Source organism: Variovorax rhizosphaerae (genome assembly GCF_037889975.1).
Classification (GTDB): domain Bacteria; phylum Pseudomonadota; class Gammaproteobacteria; order Burkholderiales; family Burkholderiaceae_C; genus Variovorax; species Variovorax rhizosphaerae.
In genome coordinates, this window is the sequence record NZ_JBBKZT010000012.1 from 246983 (window position 1) to 268653 (window position 21671).

21 protein-coding genes are annotated in these 21671 nt (G+C 65.7%); 17 read left to right on the forward strand and 4 right to left on the reverse strand.

Translation table 11 applies throughout. The annotated features are described in order from the left end of the window. Positions 1–74: 74 nt before the first annotated feature. The 3 genes from WKW82_RS25220 to WKW82_RS25230 all read left to right on the forward strand — a co-directional run bounded on the left by WKW82_RS25220 (position 75) and on the right by WKW82_RS25230 (position 2630). On the forward strand, positions 75–248 hold the full coding sequence (locus tag WKW82_RS25220) for a hypothetical protein (protein ID WP_340345135.1): 174 nt from the start codon (positions 75–77) through the stop codon (positions 246–248). A gap of 164 nt (positions 249–412) precedes the next feature. Then, entirely contained in the window at positions 413–1804 is a 1392-nt protein-coding gene (locus WKW82_RS25225; protein WP_340345137.1) for an MFS transporter, read from the forward strand. Between the two features lie 25 nt (positions 1805–1829). Continuing rightward, positions 1830–2630, forward strand: a complete 801-nt coding sequence (locus WKW82_RS25230) for a class II aldolase/adducin family protein (protein ID WP_340345138.1) — start codon at positions 1830–1832, stop codon at positions 2628–2630. Positions 2631–2634: 4 nt separating this feature from the next. Here the strand turns inward: WKW82_RS25230 and WKW82_RS25235 are convergent, their stop codons facing one another. Continuing rightward, entirely contained in the window at positions 2635–3555 is a 921-nt protein-coding gene (locus WKW82_RS25235; RefSeq protein ID WP_340345139.1) for a LysR family transcriptional regulator, read from the reverse strand. Between the two features lie 69 nt (positions 3556–3624). Here WKW82_RS25235 and mdlC point away from each other — a divergent pair, with 69 nt between their 5' ends. After that, entirely contained in the window at positions 3625–5247 is a 1623-nt protein-coding gene (gene mdlC / locus WKW82_RS25240) for a benzoylformate decarboxylase (RefSeq protein ID WP_340345141.1), read from the forward strand. 31 nt (positions 5248–5278) lie between these two features. Further along, positions 5279–6379, forward strand: a complete 1101-nt coding sequence (locus WKW82_RS25245; RefSeq protein WP_340345142.1) for an enolase C-terminal domain-like protein — start codon at positions 5279–5281, stop codon at positions 6377–6379. Here the strand turns inward: WKW82_RS25245 and WKW82_RS25250 are convergent. Further along, a complete protein-coding gene (locus tag WKW82_RS25250; RefSeq protein ID WP_340345143.1) occupies positions 6367–7311 on the reverse strand; it encodes a LysR family transcriptional regulator in 945 nt (314 codons plus the stop codon). The genes WKW82_RS25245 and WKW82_RS25250 overlap by 13 nt on opposite strands. 287 nt (positions 7312–7598) lie before the next feature. Between WKW82_RS25250 and WKW82_RS25255 the strand changes: the two genes are divergently transcribed. From WKW82_RS25255 to WKW82_RS25300, 10 genes are all read left to right on the forward strand, one after another. Next, positions 7599–8753 carry a muconate/chloromuconate family cycloisomerase gene (locus tag WKW82_RS25255; RefSeq protein WP_340345144.1) on the forward strand — a complete coding sequence of 385 codons (1155 nt, stop codon included), beginning with the start codon at positions 7599–7601 and terminating at the stop codon, positions 8751–8753. 11 nt (positions 8754–8764) lie between these two features. Then, complete coding sequence (gene catC / locus WKW82_RS25260) at positions 8765–9055, forward strand: muconolactone Delta-isomerase (protein ID WP_340345146.1); 291 nt, start codon at positions 8765–8767, stop codon at positions 9053–9055. Positions 9056–9103: 48 nt separating this feature from the next. Continuing rightward, the gene (locus WKW82_RS25265; protein ID WP_340345147.1) at positions 9104–10033 is read left to right on the forward strand and encodes a dioxygenase family protein; all 930 of its coding nucleotides are present in this window, start codon (positions 9104–9106) and stop codon (positions 10031–10033) included. 147 nt (positions 10034–10180) lie between these two features. After that, a complete protein-coding gene (gene benA, locus WKW82_RS25270) occupies positions 10181–11554 on the forward strand; it encodes a benzoate 1,2-dioxygenase large subunit (RefSeq protein WP_340345148.1) in 1374 nt (457 codons plus the stop codon). After that, complete coding sequence (gene benB / locus WKW82_RS25275) at positions 11554–12039, forward strand: benzoate 1,2-dioxygenase small subunit (RefSeq protein ID WP_340333884.1); 486 nt, start codon at positions 11554–11556, stop codon at positions 12037–12039. The genes benA and benB overlap by 1 nt, the downstream gene beginning before the upstream one ends. A 25-nt stretch (positions 12040–12064) precedes the next feature. Beyond that, entirely contained in the window at positions 12065–13081 is a 1017-nt protein-coding gene (benC, locus tag WKW82_RS25280; RefSeq protein WP_340345149.1) for a benzoate 1,2-dioxygenase electron transfer component BenC, read from the forward strand. After that, positions 13078–13926, forward strand: coding sequence for a benzoate diol dehydrogenase BenD (gene benD, locus WKW82_RS25285; protein ID WP_422823576.1), 849 nt, complete (start codon positions 13078–13080; stop codon positions 13924–13926). Before benC ends, benD begins: the two co-directional genes overlap by 4 nt. A 32-nt stretch (positions 13927–13958) precedes the next feature. Beyond that, entirely contained in the window at positions 13959–15341 is a 1383-nt protein-coding gene (locus tag WKW82_RS25290; RefSeq protein WP_340345150.1) for an MFS transporter, read from the forward strand. Between the two features lie 160 nt (positions 15342–15501). Beyond that, positions 15502–16824 (forward strand): amidohydrolase, encoded by a 1323-nt coding sequence (locus WKW82_RS25295; RefSeq protein WP_340345152.1) that lies wholly within the window; start codon positions 15502–15504, stop codon positions 16822–16824. A gap of 36 nt (positions 16825–16860) precedes the next feature. Continuing rightward, a complete protein-coding gene (locus WKW82_RS25300) occupies positions 16861–18531 on the forward strand; it encodes a tannase/feruloyl esterase family alpha/beta hydrolase (protein ID WP_340345153.1) in 1671 nt (556 codons plus the stop codon). Between the two features lie 108 nt (positions 18532–18639). Here WKW82_RS25300 and WKW82_RS25305 read toward each other — a convergent pair whose 3' ends face one another. Further along, a complete protein-coding gene (locus tag WKW82_RS25305; protein WP_340345155.1) occupies positions 18640–19503 on the reverse strand; it encodes a LysR family transcriptional regulator in 864 nt (287 codons plus the stop codon). Between the two features lie 91 nt (positions 19504–19594). Between WKW82_RS25305 and WKW82_RS25310 the strand changes: the two genes are divergently transcribed. Both WKW82_RS25310 and WKW82_RS25315 read left to right on the forward strand, forming a co-directional pair. After that, positions 19595–20524: a DMT family transporter gene (locus WKW82_RS25310; protein ID WP_422823577.1), complete on the forward strand. Its 930-nt coding sequence runs from the start codon at positions 19595–19597 to the stop codon at positions 20522–20524. Between the two features lie 118 nt (positions 20525–20642). Beyond that, on the forward strand, positions 20643–21002 hold the full coding sequence (locus tag WKW82_RS25315; RefSeq protein WP_340345157.1) for a DUF1428 domain-containing protein: 360 nt from the start codon (positions 20643–20645) through the stop codon (positions 21000–21002). Positions 21003–21017: 15 nt separating this feature from the next. Here WKW82_RS25315 and WKW82_RS25320 read toward each other — a convergent pair whose 3' ends face one another. Next, positions 21018–21671 carry a Do family serine endopeptidase gene (locus WKW82_RS25320; RefSeq protein ID WP_340345158.1) on the reverse strand — a complete coding sequence of 218 codons (654 nt, stop codon included), beginning with the start codon at positions 21669–21671 and terminating at the stop codon, positions 21018–21020.

Sequence of the window (21671 nt, forward strand, 5' to 3'; positions counted from 1 at the left end):
ACATCAGAACGCTCGGTTGCCAGCGTTGTTAATGTAGCAGCGGCAACTCCTGGGCAAAAGCCACAGGTGCATGTTTGACGGCCAAGCAGCTCGATGCGAAGGCCATCGTCGCGCTGCGTGTTCACCACGACATGCACGAGCAGTTCACTTCCGAATCTCGCGAGAACTGTCTTTGCAGCCATGTCGCGGCGAGCATGACTTTTGCGCGAAACGGCAATTTCAATGCCGGGCTTGAAATTCGATACTGAATCCGCACCCCACAGCGCCGAGCCTGCACACGAGCGCTGACCGCTCAACCCACGGAGACAAACGTCATGACCGGATTTCATCCTGGTGGCTTCGCCACGTCCCTGCGGCACGCCATGCCGCCCCTGAATCGCAGCGCTTGCATCTGTTTCGCGGAGGTCTCGCGATGAGCACGACCGCAGCACGCCACGGTCCGTCCGTGGACATCGGGCGCCTCCTCGATGACGGCCCGTTCACGCGCATGCAGAAGATGGTGGTGCTGCTGGCCTCGCTGTCGATCGTGCTGGACGGCTTCGACGGCCAACTCATCGGCTATGCGATTCCCGACATCATCAAGGAGTGGGGCATCACCCGTGGCGCCTTCGCACCGACGGTGGCGGCCGGGCTGGTCGGCATGGGCATCGGCAGCGCTGGCGCTGGCCTTTTCGCAGATCGCTTCGGTCGCCGGCTGGCGGTGGTCGCCAGCGTCTTCCTCTTCGGTGCCGCCACCTGCGCCATCGGGTTTGCGCCCGACATCCTGACGATTGCCATCCTGCGCTTCATTGCCGGCCTCGGCATTGGCGGCGCATTGCCGACATCGACCACGATGACGGCCGAGTTCACGCCGGCACGTCGCCGGACGCTGGCGGTCACGGCCACGATCGTTTGCGTGCCATTGGGCGGGATGCTCGCAGGGCTCTTCGCCAGCGTCGTGCTGCCCCTGTACGGTTGGCGCGGCCTCTTCTTCATCGGTGGCGCGATCCCCATGGTGATGGGCATCCTGCTGCTGTTCAAGCTGCCGGAATCGCCGCGCTACCTTGCCCGCCACGGTGGGCGCTGGAGCGAACTGGCCGGCTTGCTGTCCCGCATGCAGCGGCCGACGGTTGCCAACACGGTCTTCACCGACCTGACCGAACAGGCCGTCGAAAAGCGCAAGGGCTTCGGTGCCTTGTTCGAGACCGGGCGCAAGCGCGACACCATCGCGATCTGGTGTGCGTTCTTCATGTGCTTGCTGACGGTCTACAGCGCGTTCAGCTGGCTGCCGACGATGCTGGCTTCCGAAGGGCTGCCCACGCAGATCGCCGGCTCCGGCTTGACGGCCTGGAACCTCGGTGGCGTGCTGGGTGGGCTGGGTTGTGCGGTGGTCATCGCGAGGTTCGGATCGCGCTGGCCGATGGTCGTCGCCAGCGCCGGGGCGGTCGGCATGGCGTTCCTGCTCAAGAATGTGAACGTGGCCCAGGACACGAACCTGCTGATCTTGGGGCTCGGCGTGCTGGGGCTCTTCGTCAATGCCGTCCAGTGCACCTTGTACGCCCTGTGCGCCTACATCTACCCGACCAACATCCGGGCGACCGGCACGGCGGGAGGCCTGTCCTTCGGTCGACTGGGCGCCATCCTGAGCGCTTTTGCCGGCGCCATGGTCATCACGGCGGGCGGCGCCGCCGGCTACCTGACGTTGCTGGGCTCGTCCATGTTGCTGGTGACGGTCGCACTGCTGGTGGTCAAGCGCCACATTCCGAAGCTTGCCCGGAGCCCGGCCACGCCACTGAACCCCGTGCCAGTCGCACTGGGCAAGTAATCCATATCCGAACCGGAGACCCACCATGACAACCATGCCCCTGACGAATCCCCAACTCATCGAGGCGCTTGCCGAGAGCCGGCGCACGTCCCACCAGGTCGACCCGGCCGAGTGGGCAATGCGGGTCGAACTCGCCGCCTGCTATCGCCTCGTCGCGCACTTCCGCATGACGGATTGGGTCTACAACCACATCTCTGCGGCCATCCCCGGCTCGCCGGATCACTACCTGATCAACCCTTTCGGCCTGTTGTACGAGGAGGTCTCGGCGTCCAACCTCGTCAAGGTGGATGTCGCTGGCAACCTGGTCGATGACGTGCCCTATGACGTCAACCCCGCGGCTTTCGTGATCCACGGCGCCATCCACCAGGCCAGGCCCGACGCGGTGTGTGTGCTCCACACGCACACCGCGGCAGGGGTAGCGGTGTCGGCGCAGGCAGAAGGATTGCTGCCGCTTTCGCAGCATGCGCTGCGCTTCCATGACCGCGTGGCCTATCACGGCTTCGAAGGCATTGCGCTCGACCTCGATGAGCAGCGTCGGCTGGTGCAGGATCTCGGGAGCAAGAAGGTCCTGATCCTGCGCAACCACGGCCTGCTGACGGTGGGCAAGACCGTCGGCGATGCCTTCAAGGAGATGTTCTTCCTGGAGCGCGCATGCCAGATCCAGGTGGCGGCGCTTGCCGGGAATCGCACGATGACGCTTCCCCCTCCAGAGGTCTGCGAGCACACCGCATCGCAGTTCGACAACGATGCGTCCTTCCTGCAAGGTCGCGACTGGCGGGCGCTGCTTCGTCTCCTCGATCGGATCGATCCGTCGTACAAGGAGTGATCGATCAAGCGGAAGCCGGCGGGTCCTGCGCCATGAGCAGGCGCAATTCTTCGAGCAACTTGACGGCGGGGCCAGGCAGGATGCCATTGCGCCGGCGAAACGCCGTCATGGTGCGCGTGCCGATCACACCCGGGATCGGCAAGGCATCCAGCAGCGACGCCTTGATTTCCGCCTGGTACAGCGGTTCGGGCATCCAGCTCAGGAAGCCGGATTGGGCCACGAGGTTCTTGAGCATCATGACGGAGCGGGTCTCGACCAGGATCTCGGGCATGCCCAGTCCGTTGTCCGCGAAAACCTGCTCCATGTGGGCATAGGGCGCCGTTCCCTTGGGCGTGGTGGTCCAGCGCTGGTCGATCACGTCGGCGAGTTCAAGCGCCTTCTTTCGCCGCAATGGGTGATCGAGCGCGGCCACGACGTGGCTGCGGTCGTCCCAACGGCAGTCCTTGATGGCGGTGATCTCGGCGCTGTCCGCCACGGAAACACCCAATGCCAGATCGATCTCGTGCTTGACCAGTCCTTCGGCGAGCCGGTCCCATACGCCTTCGACGACGTACACGCGCAGCTTCGGCCACTTCACCAGCACACGGTCGATCGCCTGCGGCAATGCAAGGCAGGCGATGGTGCCCAGCGCGCCGACGCGAATCGTGCCCTTGGCAAGCCCGCGCATCGCGTTGATTTCTTCGCTCGCATGCTCGGATTCGCGCAGCAGCAAGGTCGCGTGCGGCAGCAGCACGCCGCCGATGTCGGTCAGGTGCATCCCCTTGGAATGGCGTTCGAAGAGCGGTGCGCCGACCTGGTCTTCCAGGCGCTTGATGGTGCGACTGAGCGCCGGTTGCGTGATGTTCAAGGCCACCGCAGCGCGCCCCAGGCTGCCGGTCTCGATGATGGTCGCGAAGGCATGCAGGTGCTGCAAGTCGTAGGGCATGCAAAACGGTAATGGCTTTCTCGCGAAATGGCAATTTCGCTTGTGCGCCGCGACTTTGATACTGCGGGCATGAACATGCCGCTTCGCATCACAGCCAACGAATCACTGGCAGATCGCCTGACCTCCATCACCGTGCGCGACGCCGTCTACGACCTCATGCGGCGATTCGGCATGACCTCGGTGTTCGCAAATCCCGGCTCCACCGAGTTGCCGATGTTCCGCGGCTTCCCGAGCGATTTCCGCTATGTGCTCGGACTCCAGGAAGCGGTCGTCGTCGGCATGGCGGACGGATATGCGCAGGCCACGCGCAATGCGTCCTTCGTCAACCTGCATTCCGCAGCCGGCGTCGGCAATGCGATGGGCAACATCTTCACGGCACACAAGAACCGCACGCCGATGGTGATCACCGCCGGCCAGCAGGCGCGGTCCATCCTGCCATTCGATCCGTTCCTGGCCTCGCCACACGCAACGGAATTGCCCAAGCCCTACGTCAAGTGGAGTGTGCAGCCGGCCCGTGCGCAGGACGTGCCTCTCGCCATTGCACGGGCCTACTACGTTTCGATGATGCCGCCGTGCGGACCGGTGCTGGTGTCGGTTCCTGTCGACGATTGGGACCAGCCGGCCGAGTCTGTCGCCGAGCGCGTGGTGGGCACACGCCTGGGTGCCGACCCGGTCGTGCTCGACCAGATCGGCGCTGCGCTCGATGCCAGCCATCGCCCGGCCTTCGTGGTCGGCGCGGCAGTGGACCGTGATGGTGCGTGGGATGCGGTGGTGGCGCTGGCCGAGATGCACAACGCCCGCGTGTGGGCCGCGCCGTTGGCCGGACGATGCAGCTTTCCGGAAGACCACCGGCTGTTTGCCGGCTTCCTGCCGGCCGCGCGCGAGAAGATCGTCGGACTGTTGCAGGGCCATGACGTGGTCTTCGCCATTGGCGCACCGGCGTTCACTTATCACGTGGAGGGCGCCGGGCCGCACGTGCCACCGGGTGCCGTGTTGTGCCAGGTGATCGACGACCCGGACACGGCGGCCTGGACGCCGGCAGGCATGGCCGCGGTCTGCAGCGTGGGGCTGGCCATCAAGGACCTGCTGGCACGGTCGGCCCCACCGGCACGACCGACGCCTCCGCCTCGCGTCGCCCGGCCGAAGGTCGAACCTTCCGGTCCCCTGTCGGCGGCCTACGTCCTGCAGACGCTTGCCGAAGTACGCGACGCAGCGGATATCGTGGTCGAGGAGGCGCCCAGCGCGCGCTCGGCCATGCAGGAGCACCTGCCGATCACGCGCAGCGAAGGCTTCTTCACGATGGACAGCGGTGGCCTGGGCTACGGCATGCCCGCGGCCGTCGGCGTCGCGCTGGCCAAGCCTGGAACCCGTGTCATCGCGCTGATCGGCGATGGGTCGAGCATGTACTCGATCCAGGCGCTGTGGAGCGCTGCGCAACTCCGGCTGCCCATCACCTTCGTGATCCTCAACAACCGCCGCTACGCTGCGCTGCAGGAGTTCGCGCCGGTGTTCGGCTTCGGTGCAGCCGACGTGGTGCAGGGCACCGAGCTTCCGGACATCGACTTCGTCGGGCTGGCGAGGAGCCTGGGCTGCGAGGCCGTGCGCGTGGCCACTTCGGCTGCTTTGCATGACACTCTGCGTGAGGCACTGGGCAACTCGCGGCCCACCGTCCTGGAGATCGAGATTGCCTGATCAACCATCCTCACCGCACCTGGAGACAACCATGAGTACGACCCTTGTTCGCCCCAATGTCCCGATCATCACGTCGGTGATGGCGCGTGCGGTCAACGTGCCATTGAAGTACCCGGTGCGCACCAGCGTCGGCACCATCGCAACATCGCCGCTCGTGCTGATCGACATCTCGACGGACGCCGGTGTCATTGGGCGCGCGTACCTGTTCACGTACACCCCCATGGCATTGGAAGCGACCCGGCAGATGGTGCTCGCATTGGGGCGTTCGATCGAAGGTCAGCCGCTTTCGCCGTTCGAACTGGACCGGGGATTCGTGCAGCGCCTTCGCTTGCTGGGCCGTACCGGCGTGGCCTTGATGGCGTGCGCCGGCATCGACATGGCGGCCTGGGACGCACTGGCAATCCAACAGGGCCTGCCGCTTGTCACGCTACTGGGTGGACGGCCCCGTTCGGTGCCGGCCTACGACAGCCACGGCATGGACGGCAAGGCGCTCGGGGTCGAGCGTGCTGCGCGAGCGCGGGACGAAGGCTACAAGGCCATCAAGACCAAGGTCGGCTATGCCACGCTGGAAGAAGACCTGGACATCGTCCGCGCCTTGCGCAAGGCCACGGGGCCCGACATGGCGATCATGGTCGACTACAACCAGGGATTGACGGTGCCCGAGGCCACGCGTCGCATTCTTGCGCTTCAGAACGAGGGCATTGCATGGGTCGAGGAGCCGACGCTCCAGGAGGACTATCGCGGCCATGCCTCGATCCGCGCCAAGGTGACGGTGCAGGTCCAGATGGGGGAGAACTGGTGTGGCGTCGACGAGATGACGAAGGCGCTGGATGCAGGCGCCTGCGACCTCGCGATGCCCGATGCCATGAAGATCGGCGGCGTCACCGGTTGGCTGCGCGCGGCGACGATTGCGCAGGTGCGCGGCATTCCGATGTCGAGCCACATCTTCCAGGAAGTCAGCGCGCATTTGATGGCGGTGACACCAACCGCCCATTGGCTCGAGCGCATGGATCTGGCCGGCCCGATCCTTGCCCATCCGCTGTCCTTTCAGGACGGCTCTGCTGTCATTGGCGACGAGCCCGGCATCGGAATCTCCTGGAACGAAGAGGCGGCGTCGCGCTACGCGGTTTGATCGGTCGCGGCGGCCTGTTGCGCTCGCCGCGCGATGCTGCGCACGGACGTCGGCAGTGACCGGACCATCTCGGCCAGGTAGGTCGTCAACTCCGATTCATCGTTGCGACGCCGGTTCATGATGACCGGCGTCGTCACACCCTCGTCTCCCAACGGCAGGTAGAGCACGCCCTCGCGGTGCAGGTTCTGAACCGACTGCGGCACCAGTGCGTAGCCGAGGCCCGCGACGACCAGGCCGATGGCGGTCTGCACCTCGTTCGACTCCAGCGCGATCACCGGCTTCAGCCCGCGCGACTGAAACATCTCCAGCACCTGGTCGGCATAGCTCGGCCGCGGCTTCGAGGGGTACAGCAGCAGGGGCTCCGTCGCCAGCTTGGCCAGGCTGATCTTCTTGTGCTTGACGAGGCGATGGTTGACGGGAAGCGCCACCATCACGCTTTCCTCGCGCACCAGTTCGCCGACCACGTCCTCGTCGTCGAAGTTGAGCCGGCCGAAGCCCATGTCGATGCGACCGGCCTTGAGTGCCTCGACCTGCTGAACCGTCGTCATCTCGTAGAGGTTCAGGTCGACCGCGGGCTGCGCTTCGCGGAACTGGCGGATCACGTCCGGCAACTTGCCGTAGAGCGTGGAGGGCGCGAAACCGATCGCGTACCAGGTGCGGCGGCCACCGGCGATGCGCACCGTGGCGGTCTGAATCTCGGACATGCGGTCGAGCATCTGCTGCGCCTGGATCTGGAAGAAGCGCCCGGCTGGCGTGAGGCGCAGCGGGCGCGATGTGCGGTCCAGCAATTCCACGCCGAGTTCCTCTTCCAGCGTCTTGATCTGGCGGCTCAAGGGTGGCTGCGCGATGTGCAATTGCTCGGCCGCGCGGCTGAAGCTGAGCTCACGGGCAACCGCGCAGAAATAGCGCAGGTGACGCAGTTCGATGTGCATGGATGTCTCCTGTTGCGGATCGCGTGGGTCGGAGGCTTTGATCAAGTTCCGCGCGAGGACGCGCGCCTCGGCTCGGGATGGGATGCAAGGCGCAAGCCGCAGCCATGGCTGACGCTATGGCGAGAACTTGCAACGCCGCAGACCGCCCGAGCAGAGGATGCGCATTCCGTGGGGGACTTGATCAGAGCCTCCCTTGGTAAAAACCCGATGCCTCTATACCTTGAAGGTATTTTGCCGGACTCAATCGATATTGGACCAAAGGGCGCGTGAAGAGGACCATTCAATCCATGAACACGAGCCCCACCATCCACTCCATCGAGGCGATCCTGGTCGACCTGCCGACCATCCGCGCCCACAAGCTGGCGATGACGACCATGATGCGCCAGACGCTGGTCATCGTTCGCCTGGTCTGCAGCGACGGTCTCACCGGCATCGGCGAAGCCACCACCATCGGCGGCCTGGCCTACGGCGACCAGAGCCCTGAAAGCATCAAGAGCGCGATCGACACCTACCTGGCGCCGCTGCTGGTCGGTACCGATGCGACCCGCGTCAACGTCGCCATGCAACGTGTGGCCGCTTCGGTGCAAGGCAACTCGTTTGCCAAGTCGGCCGTCGAGATTGCATTGCTCGATGTCCAAGGCCAGCGCCTCGGCCTGCCGGTGCATGCGCTGCTTGGCGGTGCGATGCGCAGTGCATTGCCCGTTCTCTGGACCCTCGCCAGCGGCGATGCCACACGCGACGTCGACGAGGCGTTGGCCCTGATCGAAGCGCGCCGCCACAAGGTCTTCAAGCTGAAGATCGGCAGCCATCCGCTGGCCGAGGACATCGCCCATGTGCAGGCGATCCGCCGCGGCCTCGGCGATGAGGTGATGCTCACAGTCGATGTCAACCAGGCCTGGGACGAGACCACCGCCGTGCAAGGCATCGCGGCGCTCGAAGCGATCGGCGTCAGCCTGATCGAACAGCCGGTGGCACGTCGCAACCGCCGCGCGCTGAAGCGGCTTGCAGCACGTTTCGACGTGGCCATCATGGCCGACGAAGCGGTGCACGATGCCATCGATGCCTTCGACCTCGCGACCGATGCCGCGGCTGACGTATACGCATTGAAGATCTCGCAGGCCGGCGGCCTCTGGCCCACCTTGCGTGCTGCGGCCGTTGCCGATGCGGCCGGCGTGGGCATCTACGGCGGCACCTTGCTGGAAGGCAGCATCGGCAGCATCGCCGCGGCCCATGTGTTTGCCGCCAGCCCGACGCTGGCCTGGGGCACCGAGCTGTTCGGCCCGCTGCTGCTCAAGGACGACATCGTGGTGCAGCGCCCCGAATACCGCGACTTCGAATTGCAGCTGCCGCAAGTGCCTGGCCTGGGCGTACAGCTCGACCTCGACAAGCTCGCCTACTACCGCCGCGACCGCGCCTCGCAGGCCGTCGCTGTCACCGCCTGAGGAGCAAGACCATGCTGTTCCACGTCGAAATGACCGTCAACCTGCCGCATGACATGACGCCGGCGCAAGCCGACCAGCTCAAGGCGCGCGAGAAGCAGATCGCCCAAGGCCTGCAACGCGATGGCGTCTGGCGCCACCTGTGGCGCATCGCCGGGCGCTACGCCAACGTCAGCATCTTCGACGTGGCCGACAACGCCGCGTTGCACGACACGCTGATGACGCTGCCCCTGTTCCCCTACATGGACATCGTCGTGCGGCCGCTGTGTCGGCATGCCTCGTCGATCCATGGCGACGACCGCTGATCTTCAAGTTTTCTCAACCACCCCCACGACCCCAACGGAGACATCCCCATGAATGAAATGAACAAGACCCAACTGCTGGAAAAAGTCACCCACTCGAACCGGCCCAACGGCAACCCGCGCGTGCAGAAGATCACCGCGCGCATCGTCGGCGACCTGTTCCACGCCATCGATGACCTGGACATCCAGCCCGACGAGTTCTGGGCTGGCGTCGACTGGCTCTCGCGCCTGGCTTCGGGTGGCCAAGCCGGGTTGATCACCGCCGGCCTCGGCTTCGACCGCCTGCTGGACATCCGTCTCGATGAGGCCGATGAACGCGCCGGTCGCAATGCCGGCACGCCACGCGCCATCGAAGGGCCGCTCTACATCGCCGGCGCACCGCTGTCGAAGTACGAAACGCGCGTCGACGAAGAAGGCGACGAGCAACGCGGCGAAACGATGGTGATGGAGGGTCGTGTGCTCGACATCGACGGCAAGCCGGTGGCCGGCGCCATCGTCGACGTGTGGCATGCCAACGAGCTGGGTCGCTATTCGCACTTCGATCCGGACCAGGCCGAGTACGCGCTGCGCCGCAAGATCGAGACCGATGCGCAAGGCCGCTATCGCTTCCGCAGCTTCCTGCCGCCGGGCTACGCGATCCCGCCGAACAGCCCGACCTCGGAACTGTTCACGGCCATCGGTCGTCACGGCAATCGCCCCGCGCACATCCACTTCCTGGTGGTCGCGCCGGGCCTGCGCACGCTGACCACGCAAGTCAACGTGCCGGGTGACAGCTTCATCGACGACGACTTCGCCTTCGCCACACGCGACGGCCTGATCCTGAAGCTCGAGCGCAACACGCCGCCCAAGGGCTACGAATCGCTTGGCGTGACGACCCAGTTCACGCGCGTGCCCTTCGACTTCGTCATGCAGCCGGCCATCGACGAGAGCGAAGCATCGCCTCAAGCCCGTGTAGCCCGCGCCGTCGCCTCAGAAGCCTGACGCGCCGCCTTCCGTCCTGAGCCGCGCCGCCGGCCGGCCAGGATTCCATTTCCATACCGATCGTCGATGACAGAAGCAGGGTGCTTCGGCTTTGCGACGACCCCCTTTCAGCAAATCGCCATTCCGCAGACCTTCCGGAGACACAACATGATCCCCATCTACCCCGTCAAGTCCACGCCGAACCTCGCCAAGCTCGACGCGCTGCTCGAAGACGATCCGGTCGAGCACAAGTACCGCCTGGACCGCTCGGTCTTCACCGACGAGCAACTGTTCGACCTCGAGATGAAGCACATCTTCGAAGGCAACTGGGTCTACCTCGCGCATGAGAGCCAGATCGCCAACGTCAACGACTACCTGACCGTGTACGTCGGCCGCCAACCGGTGGTCATCACGCGCAGCAAGGACGGCAAGCTCAACGCGCTGGCCAACACCTGCACGCACCGCGGCGCCATCCTCTGCCGCCACAAGAAGGGCAACAAGTCCAGCTTCACCTGCCCCTTCCACGGCTGGACCTTCAACAACGCCGGCAAGCTGCTCAAGGTCAAGGACAACAACGCCGAGGCCGGCTACCCGCCCAGCTTCAACTGCGAAGGCAGCCATGACCTGGCAAAGCTCGGCGCCTTCGAGAACTACCGCGGCTTCCTGTTCGGCAGCGTGAACCCCGACGTCGCGCCGCTGAAGGAGCATCTGGGCGAGGCCGCCAAGATCATCGACATGATCGTCGACCAGTCGCCGGAAGGCCTGGAAGTGCTGCGCGGCGCATCGACCTACACCTTCGACGGCAACTGGAAGCTGGGCGCGGAGAACGGCGCCGACGGTTACCACGTCTCGTCGGTGCACTGGAACTACGCGGCCACCACCAGCCGCCGCAGCGTCGACGGCAAGGTCGACACTGTCAAGGCGATGAACGCCGGCAAATGGGCGCAGCAAGGCGGCGGTTCCTACACCTTCAAGCACGGCCACCTGCTGCTGTGGACCAACTGGTCCAACCCGGAAGACCGTCCGCTGTACTCCAAGCGTGACGAGTGGATCGGCAAGTTCGGCGAGGCCAAGACCGACTGGATGCTGGGCAAGTCGCGCAACCTCTGCCTGTACCCCAACGTCTACCTGATGGACCAGTTCAGCTCGCAAATCCGCATCGTGCGGCCGGTCTCGGTCAACAAGACGGAAGTGACGATCTACTGCATCGCGCCGAAGGGCGAAGCACCCGAAGCGCGCACGCGGCGCCTGCGCCAGTACGAGGACTTCTTCAACGCCACCGGCATGGCCACGCCAGACGATCTGGAGGAATTCCGTTCCTGCCAGCACGGCTACGGCGCACGCGCCGTCAAGTGGAACGACATGAGCCGCGGCGCCACGCACTGGATCAAGGGCGCGGACGCCACCGCCGACCTGATCGAACTCAAGCCCGAGATGAGCTGCATCAAGACGGAGGACGAAGGCCTCTACATCGGCCAGCACGAGTACTGGCTCGACACGATGAAGAAGGCCGTGGTCGCCGAATCGGAAGGAGCCCTGTGATGTTGTCCTACCAGGCCATCCAGTCCTTCGTCTACTCGGAGGCACGCGCACTCGACGAGAACCGCTGGGCCGACTGGCTCGACTGCTACGCCGACGACGCCGAGTTCTTCATGCCCTCGTGGGATGACGACGACAAGCTGACGACGGACCCGCAGAACGAGGTCTCGCTCATCTATTACCCGAACAAGCAGGGCCTCGAAGACCGCGTGTTCCGCATCCAGACCGAGCGCTCCAGCGCCACGATGCCCGACACGCGCACCGGCCATGCGATCAACAACCTGGAGGTGCTGTCGCAGGACGACAAGCAATGCGTCGTGTCCTTCAACTGGACCACGCACAGCTTCCGTTACGACATCGTCGACGTGTACTTCGGCAGCTCGCAGTACACGCTGGACACGAGCGGCGAGAAGCCGCAGATCAAGCGCAAGTACGTCGTGCTGAAGAACGACTACATCCACCACCTGCTCGACATCTATCACATTTGAAATCCGAAGGGTCAAGGAGACAACCATGACGTACAACATCGCCCTGCAGTTCGAGGATGGCGTCTCGCGCATCATCCCGTGCGAGCCCAACGAACTCGTCGCCGACGCGGCCTACCGCGCCAAGATCAACATCCCGCTGGACTGCCGCGACGGCGCCTGCGGCACCTGCAAGTGCCACTGCGAGAGCGGTAGCTTCACGATGGGCGACTACATCGAGGATGCGCTGGCCGATGACGAAGCGGCCAACGGCTACGTGCTGACCTGCCAGATGAAGCCGACCTCCGATTGCGTGGTGCGCGTGCCGGCTTCGTCGGCGGCGTGCAAGACGGAAGTGGGCGCGCATGGCGGCAAGCTCACGAAGATCGAACGCGACTCGGCCACTACCGTGTCCTTCTCGCTGCAAGCCGAGCGCCCGCTGGCCTTCCTGCCGGGGCAGTACGTGAACCTCATGGTGCCGGGCAGCAAGCAGACCCGCTCGTACTCGTTCAGCTCCGCGCCGAACACCTCCGAGCTGGCCTTCCTGATCCGCGACGTGCCCGACGGCCTGATGAGCACCTACATGCGCAAGCAGGCGCAGCCCGAGGACTTCATGATGTTCACGGGACCGTACGGCAGCTTCTACCTGCGTCCTGCGGTGCGTCCCATCTTGATGCTCGCGGGCGGCACGGGCCTCGCGCCCTTCCTGTCGATGCTGCTGTGGCTGAAGCAGAACCCGACCGACCATCCGATCCGCCTGGCCTATGGGGTCAACACCAACGATGACTTGGTCGAGCTGGAGACGCTGGCGGAACTGAAAGCCGACCTGCCCGACTTCGAGTTCTTCACCTGCGTGGTGGACGCGGACAGCGGGCACCCGAAGCAGGGCTACGTGACCAACCACCTGTCATCCGGAGACCTGCACGACGGGAATGTCGACGTGTACGTGTGCGGCCCGCCGCCGATGGTGGAAGGCGTGCGCAGGTGGATGTCGGGTGTGGGCGTCACACCGAAGAGCTTCCACTTCGAGAAGTTCTCGTCGGCCAACGAAGCGGTGGCGGCATGAACCGCGAGGCCGCTCTCAAGGCGAATACCGCAGCGCGCAGCGCGGAGGTTGGGCAAATCGTTGCTTCACGCTTCAAGAACAAGGTCGTCATCGTCACCGGGGCCGCGCAAGGCATCGGCCGTGGCGTGGCGCTGCGCATCGCGGCCGAAGGCGGGACGGTGCTGGCGGTCGACCGCGCCGATATCGTCAATGAAGTGGTGCAGGAGATCGAGGAGGGCGGTGGCAACGCCGCAGCCTTCCAGGCCGATCTCGAAACCTTCGCGGGCGCGCAGGCCATGGTCGCCGAGTGCCTCGCCCGCTTCAAGCGCGTCGACGTGCTGGTCAACAACGTGGGCGGCACGATCTGGGCCAAGCCCTACGAGCATTACGAGGAGGCGCAAATCGAGGCCGAGATTCGGCGCTCGCTGTTCCCCACGCTGTGGTCCTGTCGCGCGGCCTTGCCCTTCATGGTCAAGAAGAAGCGGGGCGTCATCGTCAACGTGTCGTCGATTGCGACGCGCGGCGTGCATCGTGTGCCGTATTCGGCGGCAAAGGGCGGCGTGAACGCGCTGACCGCGTCGCTGGCAATGGAGCACACGCGCAACGGCATCCGCATCAACGCCACCGCACCCGGCGGCACCGAGGCCCCGCCGCGTCGCGTGCCGCGCAACCAGGTGAAGGCGAAGCCCAGCGCCCGCGACACCGCCTGGTACCAGGGCGTGGTCGACCAGACGGTGGATTCCAGCCTCATGCACCGCTACGGGACGATCGACGAGCAGGTCGCGCCCATCCTGTTCCTTGCCTCCGATGACGCTTCGTACATCACTGGGACTGTGGTCCCGGTGGGTGGCGGCGATCTCGGCTGATCGACACAACACAACCTCACGAGACAAAGACCATGCGCAATATCGATCTCCACAAGCTCGCCGACGAGGCCCGCTTCAATCGCTTCCACGGCCTGGTGCTCTTCTGGTGCGCCCTCATCATCATCTTCGACGGCTATGACCTCGCGGTCGCCGGCATCGCCTTGCCGTCGATCATGAAGGAGATGGGCGTGAGCCCGACCAATGCCGGCTTCATGGTCAGCTCCGCGCTGTTCGGCATGATGTTCGGCGCCATCTTCCTCGGCACCATTGCCGACAAGATCGGGCGGCGGCGCGCCATCGTCATCTGCGTCGCGCTGTTCAGCGTGTTCACCGCGGGCGCAGGCCTCACGCACGAGCCCATCAGCTTCAGTGTGATGCGCTTCCTGGCCGGCCTCGGCATCGGTGGCGTGATGCCGAACGTGGTTGCGCAGATGACGGAATACTCGCCGCGCAAGATCCGCAGCACCATGGTCACGCTGATGTTCAGCGGCTATGCCGTCGGCGGCATGCTGGCTGCGCTGCTCGGCAAGGGGCTGATGGAGGCCTATGGCTGGTCATCGGTGTTCCTCGCGGCCGGCCTGCCGGTGCTGCTGATCCCTGCGATCCTGAAGTCGATGCCCGAATCCATGCCCTTCCTTATCAAGGCCAACCGCCTCGACGAGTTGCAGCAACTGGCGAAGAGGCTCGATCCAGGCTACGTGCCAGCCGCAGGCGACAACTTCGCACTGCCCCGTGAGGACAAGGCCGTCAGCGCACCCATCGGTCGCCTGTTCCAGGAAGGCCGCGGCTTCAGCACCGTGATGTTCTGGATCGCCTTCTTCATGTGCCTGTTCATGGTCTATGCACTCAGCTCCTGGCTGACCAAGCTGATGGCCAGCGCGGGCTACAGCCTCGGCTCCGCGCTGACCTTCGTGCTCGTGCTGAACTTCGGCGCGATGATCGGCGCGGTGGGCGGCGGCTGGTTGGCGGACCGCTTCCACATAAAGTACGTGCTGGTCGGCATGTATGCGCTGGCCGCGGTGTCGATCACCTTGTTGGGCTATCGCGTCCCGACCGAAGTGCTGTTCCTGCTGGTCGGCCTGGCGGGCGCCTCGACCATCGGCACGCAGATCGTGACCTATGCCTACGTCGGGCAGTTCTACCCGATGGCAGTGCGCGCCACCGGCATCGGCTGGGCCTCGGGCGTGGGACGCAGCGGCGCCATCCTGGCACCCATCGTCATCGGCAGCCTGGTCGGCCTGGCCCTGCCGCTGGAGCAGAACTTCATGGCGATCGCGATCCCCGCGGTGATTGCGGCCATTGCGGTGTCGCTGATCAACCATGGGCGATCCACTGGTGCGCAGCGCGCGGATGCCTCGCATGCGACGCATGAGCGTCCGGCGGTCGGGGCCAAGGTCGCCGTCGCGTCGAAGTAGCCACGGATTCCGCCACAAGCCCCGAGTTCTTTGCCATGATGCAACGAGTGCACGCCATCGTCGCTGCAGTTCATCGTCTCGTGACAGCCTCGGGCGCTTTGATCGATGCAGCGACACCCATCGTTGATCGCACCGCCCTCACCCAATTGGATAAATCAAGATGATTCATGGTGTCTTTCACCGCAGCGCATTGCTCGCCGCCATCCTTGTCGCTTCAACCGCCGGCGCACAGACGCCCTCGCCATTGCACACGCAGGTCGCGCCCATCGTCAGCGGCATGTACCCATCGCTCGAAGCGCTCTACAAGGACCTGCATGCGAACCCCGAGATCGCCTTCCAGGAAGTGCGCACCGCCGGGAAGATGGCCGAGGAGATGCGCAAGCTCGGCTTCGAAGTGACCGAGAAAGTCGGCGGCACCGGTGTGGTCGCGATCTACAAGAACGGCGCTGGCCCGACGGTGCTGGTCCGCACCGAGCTCGACGCGTTGCCGATGGAAGAAAAGACCGGCTTGCCCTATGCCAGCAAGGCCAAGACCCAGTCCAACGGCCGCGAGTCCTTCGTCGCGCACAGTTGCGGCCACGACATCCACATGGCCAGCTGGGTCGGCACCGCGCGCACGCTGCTGGCCATGAAGGACCAGTGGAAGGGCACGCTGATGTTCGTCGCCCAGCCGGCCGAGGAAACCGTCTCCGGCGCCAAGGCCATGATCGCCGACGGCTTGTTCAAGCGCTTCCCCAAGCCCGACTACGCCTTCGCGCTGCACACCTCGCCATCGCCGTACGGCTTCGTCGGCTACAAGGTCGGCGCGATCAGTTCGAACTCCGATTCGATCGAGATTACCTTCAAGGGCCGCGGCGGCCACGGGTCCGCGCCGGACAAGACCATCGACCCGATCGCCATCGCCGCGCGCTTCGTCACCGACGTGCAGACCGTGGTGAGCCGCGAGAAGGACCCGGCGGAATTCGGCGTCGTCACGATCGGTGCGATCCAGGGCGGCACCGTGGGCAACATCATTCCCGATACCGTGGTGCTGCGCGGCACCGTGCGCTCCTACAGCCCGCAGGTGCGCGAGAAGCTGCTGGCCGGCATCCGTCGCACAGCCAATGCGGCGGCCATGATGGGCGGCGCGCCCGAGCCTGCCGTCGAACTCGTGCCCGGCGGTGCCGCCGTCGTCAATGACGAGGCCGTGGTCAAGCGTACGGTCGCCGCGCTCAAGAGCGCGTTCGGCGATCCCAAGGTGGTCGCGGTGCCGCCCATCACGGCCAGCGAGGACTTCTCGGAGTTCGTGAACGCCGGCGTGCCGTCGATGTTCTTTTTCGTCGGCGTGCTATCGCCGGAGGACGTTGCTGCCTCGATGAAACCCGGCGGCAAGCCCATCGCGTTCAATCACTCGCCGTTCTTCGCGCCGGTGCCGGAGCCGTCGATCAAGACCAGCGTCGAGGCCATGAGCGTGGCGGTGCTGACGACGATGGCGCCGAAGTAGTTTCAGCAACAGGACCAAAAGCGCCCAAGGAGCCCCATGAAGTACGCCCTGCATACCCGCCTGAAGATGTTGGGCGCTTTCACTTGCGCCGTGCTGCTGGCCGGGTGCGCAAACACTCCGCCGGTGCCCGACCAGGCCGCATTGCGCCAGGGTTGCCAGGCGCTCGCCGGCCAGTCGGTGGCTGCCGCGGAGATCCGCCTTCCCAGCGGCGTCGCGTCGGTGCGTTCCGCCGCGCTGATCGCCGCGGCCAATGGACTGCCCGAGTACTGCCAGGTCCTCGGAAGCATCGCCGCGCGTACCGCAGACGCCGAACCCATCCGCTTCCAACTCAACCTGCCGATCCAATGGAATCACAAGGCCTTGATGTACGGTGGCGGCGGCTTCAATGGCGTGCTCATCACCGGCCTCACGCCCCTTCGCGATGCGCCGGCAGGTTCGCCGCTTCCGATCACTCGCGGATACGCCACCTTCGGCACGGACTCGGGACACGACGGCACTTCGTACCCGACCGATCCCGCCAGGTTCGCCTTGAACGACGAGATGTTCGAGAACTTCGCCTTCGCCTCGTACAAGAAGGTGAAGGACGTGGCGACAGTCCTGATGCAGCGCTACTACCAGCGCAAGCCTGCGCAGCAGTACTACTTCGGCGGCTCGGAGGGCGGGCGCGAAGGGTTGATGCTGGCGCAGCGCTTTCCGCAGGATTTCGACGGCATCGTCGCCGTGGTGCCGGTCATCCAATGGAACGGCCTCTTCAACAGCTTCATCAGCTTCATCAAGCCGCAGTACAACGGTGGCGTCCTCAACCCCGCCAAGACGCGCCTGATTGCCAATGCCGTGAACACCGCCTGCGACGGCCTGGATGGCCTGGCCGATGGCGTGATCCAGAACTACCTGGCCTGTCCGGCGCGCTTCGACGTGGAGACCTTGCGCTGCCCCGGCGGCACCGATGCGGGCGACGCCTGCCTCTCCGATGCGCAGATCGCCACCTTTGACGGAGCGTACAAGCCCACAGTGCTTCCCTTTGCCCTCGCCAACGGATTGACCGCCTATCCCGGGCGGCTCTTCGGTGGCGAGATCCAGCCCGGTGAAGGCATCGAGCGCTGGGTCAGCGATGGCAAGCCGCCGGGCGTCGAGTTCGTCACCACCGAGGCGCGAGGCGTGGTGTACGGTCTGAGCTACGCGCGCAACGTCATCGCGCGAGAACCAAGGCTGGATCCGCGGCGGTTCGATGCCGCGACTTACCGCGATCGCATCCAGCAGGTGTCCGCGATGATGGACTCGACCGATCCTGACCTGAGCGCGTTCCTGCGCCGCGGCGGCAAGTTGATCATCCGTGAGAACACCGGCGACATGGTGCAAAGCCCGGTCGCGGGCATGCAGTACTACGACAGCGTGATTGCGCGCATGGGCCGCGCCGACGCGGAACGCTTCCTGCGCCTGTACGTGTCGCCGGCCTCATCGCATGGCGGCACCGCGGTGAGCCTGACCACGGGCACCCCGGTGCCGACGACAACCGACCTGCTCGCAACGCTGGACCAATGGGCCGCTGGCGGCAAGGCGCCCGATGACGTGTTGATCCAAGTGCGCAACGAGACCGTTGCGCCGTTCACGACGCTGGCATCCCGTCCGATGTGCCGCTATCCGAACCATCCGCAATTCGTTTCTGGAGATCCGCTCAAGGCTGCGAGCTATCGGTGCGTTGCGTAGCGCCGGGATCCGGGGTGTCTGGCCGCAACGGCCGAACTGCCGCCGCGGCCAGACTGTCGCCGCTGCACTGGCCACGCGCGATGCGGCTGTGCCGCCAGCCGAGACGGGTCAGCCGTTACGCCGCAACGTGCGCAACACCTCCGCATGCAGCGCGTCCACCGCGTCTGACCCCGCCGAGGCCCGGCTGCGCAGCGCGGCCACTTCCATGGAGGGCAGGGCGGGCAGGCCGTGCTTCTCCTGCAGTTGCACCAGCCCCGGCGGCATGCTGCAGCGCGTGAGCACTGCAATGGCAAGCCCGCTCTCGACGGCAGCCAACTGTCCGGCCAGGCTCGCGCTGTTGTAGACCACGCGGTACGCCCGCCGTTGGGACGCCAGCGCGGCCAGCGCCGCACGGCGCGCCATGCTGCCAGCCTCGTAGGCGGCGATGGGCAGCGGGTCGCGCCGCCAGGCTTCGTGCTGCAGCGAGCCGACCCACACCAGCGGCTCGTGGAACAACAGCGTGCCCCGGTTCGCGCGATCCCTCGACACCACGGCCAGGTCGATCTCGCCGCGCGAGATCTTCGGCAGCAGCGTGGTCGACTGCTCGCACACCAGGTCGATCTCGACAGCGGCATGGCGTGCGCCGAAGCTGCGCAGCACGGGCGTGAGGTAGGCGGCCGCGTAGTCGTCGGGCACGCCCATACTCACACGGCCGGTGACGGCCGGGCCGTGCAAGGCCGCCTGCGCCTGCGCATGCACCTCGAGCAGCCGCCGCGCGTGGCCCAGCAATTCCAGCCCGGTGGGTGTCAGTTCGAGGTGGCGCGGGCCGCGGTTGAGCACCGGCCGGCCGACGGCGTCCTCCAGCTTCTTGAGCTGCATGCTCAACGCCGACTGTGAGCGGTGCACCAGCGGTGCGGCCGCCGTCAGCGAGCCCGCGTCGACCACCGCGACGAAGGCGCGCATCCAATCGAGTTGCAGGTCCGTGGTGGGCATGCGGTGCGCTCCAATATTCGATTATCGAATGCTAGCAGTCAGAACAATGCGCTTGTCGCAGTGTGAGCCGCGCCGAACAATGCGGGTCATCATGGACAAGCTGATCACACCTTCTCTCCCGCTCGTGCCTCTCGCTGGCGTGCCAGCCACCACGCCGCGCGAGCGGCGGGGCGTGGCGATGATGGTCGGCGGCGGCCTGCTGCTGGGCACCCTCGGCGTGTTCGTCGAGGAAGCCGGGCAAGACCCGCTGACCACCGTGTGGTTCCGCTGCGCCTTCGGCGGACTGGCCTTGATGCTGTGGGGCGCCGCGACCGGGCGGCTTGGCGAGTTGCGCCTGCGTGGCGCGGCCCTGGCGGCAGCGCTGGCCGCCAGTGCGTTGATGATCGCCAACTGGGCGCTGTTCTTTGGCGCCATCGAGCGCACCTCGATCGGCGTGGCCACCGTCGTCTTCCACGTGCAGCCGTTGTGGGTGCTGGCACTCGGCGCGTGGTGGCTGCGCGAGCGCGTGTCGTGGCGCCAGGCCGGCGCGGCGTTGGTGGCGCTTGGTGGCCTGGCCTTGGCTACCGGGCTGTTCGACGGCGGCGCAGTCGGCAACCTCCACCAGCGCGACTACCTGGTCGGCTTGGCCATGTGCCTGGGTGGCTCGCTCAGCTATGCCGGCGTGACGCTGATCGCCAAGCTGGCCCGCGGCTTGAGTTCGTTCGCGCTGGCCTGGAGGCAATGCGCGGTGGGCACTGTGGCACTGGCATGGTGGCCCGTCTTGCACGGGTGGCCCGCGCCCGGCGCCAGTTGGGCCTGGCTCGCGGGCCTGGGCGCCATCCACACCGGCCTGGCCTATGTGGTGCTGTATGCCGGCATGGCCCGCCTCGAAACGAGCCGCATCGCGCTGCTGCAGTTCGTTTATCCGGCTGCGGCGATCTTGATGGACTGGGCCGTGTACGGGCGCGCGCTCAGCGCGGTGCAGATGGCTGGCGTAGCCCTGATGGCTGTGGCCCTGACGGCGGTGCGGCGCGGAGCCTGAATGACGCGCCCGTGATGCGTCGTGTCGCGAGTGCGCCGCATCGGCCAACCTGGCCACCCTGATTCGCTTGCACGTCTGGGCCGGACGCCGTAGCGTGGAGGCATTCAAGGAGCAGCCCATGGCCTACGTCGACGGATACGTCCTCCCCCTGCCCAAGGCCAATGTCGAGGCCTACCGCGCGATGGCCTTGCAGGTCGGTGCCATTTGGCGCGAGCATGGCGCGATCGAGTATCGCGAGGCGCTGGCGGACGACGTGCAGCCAGGCCAGCACACCTCGTTTCCCCAGGCGGTGCAACTGAAGGACGACGAACTGGTCGTGTTGTCGTGGATCGTCTTCGAGTCGCGCGCCAGGCGCGACGAGGTCAATGCCATGGTCATGGCCGACCCGCGCCTGAAGGAATGGATGGATGTGTCGAAGCTGCCCTTCGATGGCAAGCGGATGTTCTGGGGCGGCTTCGAGATCATGATGACCTTGTAGCCATCACGTCGAAGCCTACTTCGCGGCCTGCACCACGGCCGATCCGGGTGCCGTGACCTCGATACTCAGCTTGACCAGCGCACCATCGCGCCAGACGCCCAGCGGCGCCCTGTAGCCCGGTGCCATCAGGCCCACGATGGATTGCAACTCCACGGGCGTCTGAACCCGCTGGCCCGAGATTTCGACCACCACGTCGCGCGCGCGCAGGCTGGTTTGCCCGAGGCCCGGTTCCACCACGAATGCGCCGTAGGCGCTGCGCATGCCCAGCGTGCGGGCCATCGCCGGCGTCACCGCTTCGAACTGCACACCCAACTGCCCGCTCACCACCGGGTTGGCGGAAGTCCCGGCCTGGGCATTGGCGCAGCCCTTTTCCTGCTGCACCTGCTGGATCGCATCGACATGCCAGCCGTACACCTTTTGCGGAAACCCCACCGTCACGCGGTAGCCCTGCTGCATGGCGCCCAGGAAGCGTCCCAGCATGTAGCAGTCATTGCCGCGATAGTCGGCGGGCGTCGCGTTCATGCGCGCCGGCGTCTGGGCTGAAAGCGCCTCGACGCTGTCTTCATCGACGATGGGGTTGACCTGGCCGGCGCAGGCCGACAGCAGTGCCGCAATGGGGAACATCGCGCACATCAATCCACGCCGGAATGAACCGATCTTCATCGTCAT

Excerpts from the sequence above, each read along its gene's own strand:
- WKW82_RS25225 (WP_340345137.1), top strand. The coding sequence starts at position 413 with ATGAGCACGACCGCAGCACGCCACGGTCCGTCCGTGGACATCGGGCGC.
- WKW82_RS25230 (WP_340345138.1), top strand. The coding sequence starts at position 1,830 with ATGACAACCATGCCCCTGACGAATCCCCAACTCATCGAGGCGCTTGCC.
- WKW82_RS25235 (WP_340345139.1), bottom strand. The coding sequence starts at position 3,555 with ATGCCCTACGACTTGCAGCACCTGCATGCCTTCGCGACCATCATCGAG.
- mdlC (WP_340345141.1), top strand. The coding sequence starts at position 3,625 with ATGAACATGCCGCTTCGCATCACAGCCAACGAATCACTGGCAGATCGC.
- WKW82_RS25245 (WP_340345142.1), top strand. The coding sequence starts at position 5,279 with ATGAGTACGACCCTTGTTCGCCCCAATGTCCCGATCATCACGTCGGTG.
- WKW82_RS25250 (WP_340345143.1), bottom strand. The coding sequence starts at position 7,311 with ATGCACATCGAACTGCGTCACCTGCGCTATTTCTGCGCGGTTGCCCGT.
- WKW82_RS25255 (WP_340345144.1), top strand. The coding sequence starts at position 7,599 with ATGAACACGAGCCCCACCATCCACTCCATCGAGGCGATCCTGGTCGAC.
- catC (WP_340345146.1), top strand. The coding sequence starts at position 8,765 with ATGCTGTTCCACGTCGAAATGACCGTCAACCTGCCGCATGACATGACG.
- WKW82_RS25265 (WP_340345147.1), top strand. The coding sequence starts at position 9,104 with ATGAATGAAATGAACAAGACCCAACTGCTGGAAAAAGTCACCCACTCG.
- benA (WP_340345148.1), top strand. The coding sequence starts at position 10,181 with ATGATCCCCATCTACCCCGTCAAGTCCACGCCGAACCTCGCCAAGCTC.
- benB (WP_340333884.1), top strand. The coding sequence starts at position 11,554 with ATGTTGTCCTACCAGGCCATCCAGTCCTTCGTCTACTCGGAGGCACGC.
- benC (WP_340345149.1), top strand. The coding sequence starts at position 12,065 with ATGACGTACAACATCGCCCTGCAGTTCGAGGATGGCGTCTCGCGCATC.
- benD (WP_422823576.1), top strand. The coding sequence starts at position 13,078 with ATGAACCGCGAGGCCGCTCTCAAGGCGAATACCGCAGCGCGCAGCGCG.
- WKW82_RS25290 (WP_340345150.1), top strand. The coding sequence starts at position 13,959 with ATGCGCAATATCGATCTCCACAAGCTCGCCGACGAGGCCCGCTTCAAT.
- WKW82_RS25295 (WP_340345152.1), top strand. The coding sequence starts at position 15,502 with ATGATTCATGGTGTCTTTCACCGCAGCGCATTGCTCGCCGCCATCCTT.
- WKW82_RS25300 (WP_340345153.1), top strand. The coding sequence starts at position 16,861 with ATGAAGTACGCCCTGCATACCCGCCTGAAGATGTTGGGCGCTTTCACT.
- WKW82_RS25305 (WP_340345155.1), bottom strand. The coding sequence starts at position 19,503 with ATGCCCACCACGGACCTGCAACTCGATTGGATGCGCGCCTTCGTCGCG.
- WKW82_RS25310 (WP_422823577.1), top strand. The coding sequence starts at position 19,595 with ATGGACAAGCTGATCACACCTTCTCTCCCGCTCGTGCCTCTCGCTGGC.
- WKW82_RS25315 (WP_340345157.1), top strand. The coding sequence starts at position 20,643 with ATGGCCTACGTCGACGGATACGTCCTCCCCCTGCCCAAGGCCAATGTC.
- WKW82_RS25320 (WP_340345158.1), bottom strand. The coding sequence starts at position 21,671 with ATGACGATGAAGATCGGTTCATTCCGGCGTGGATTGATGTGCGCGATG.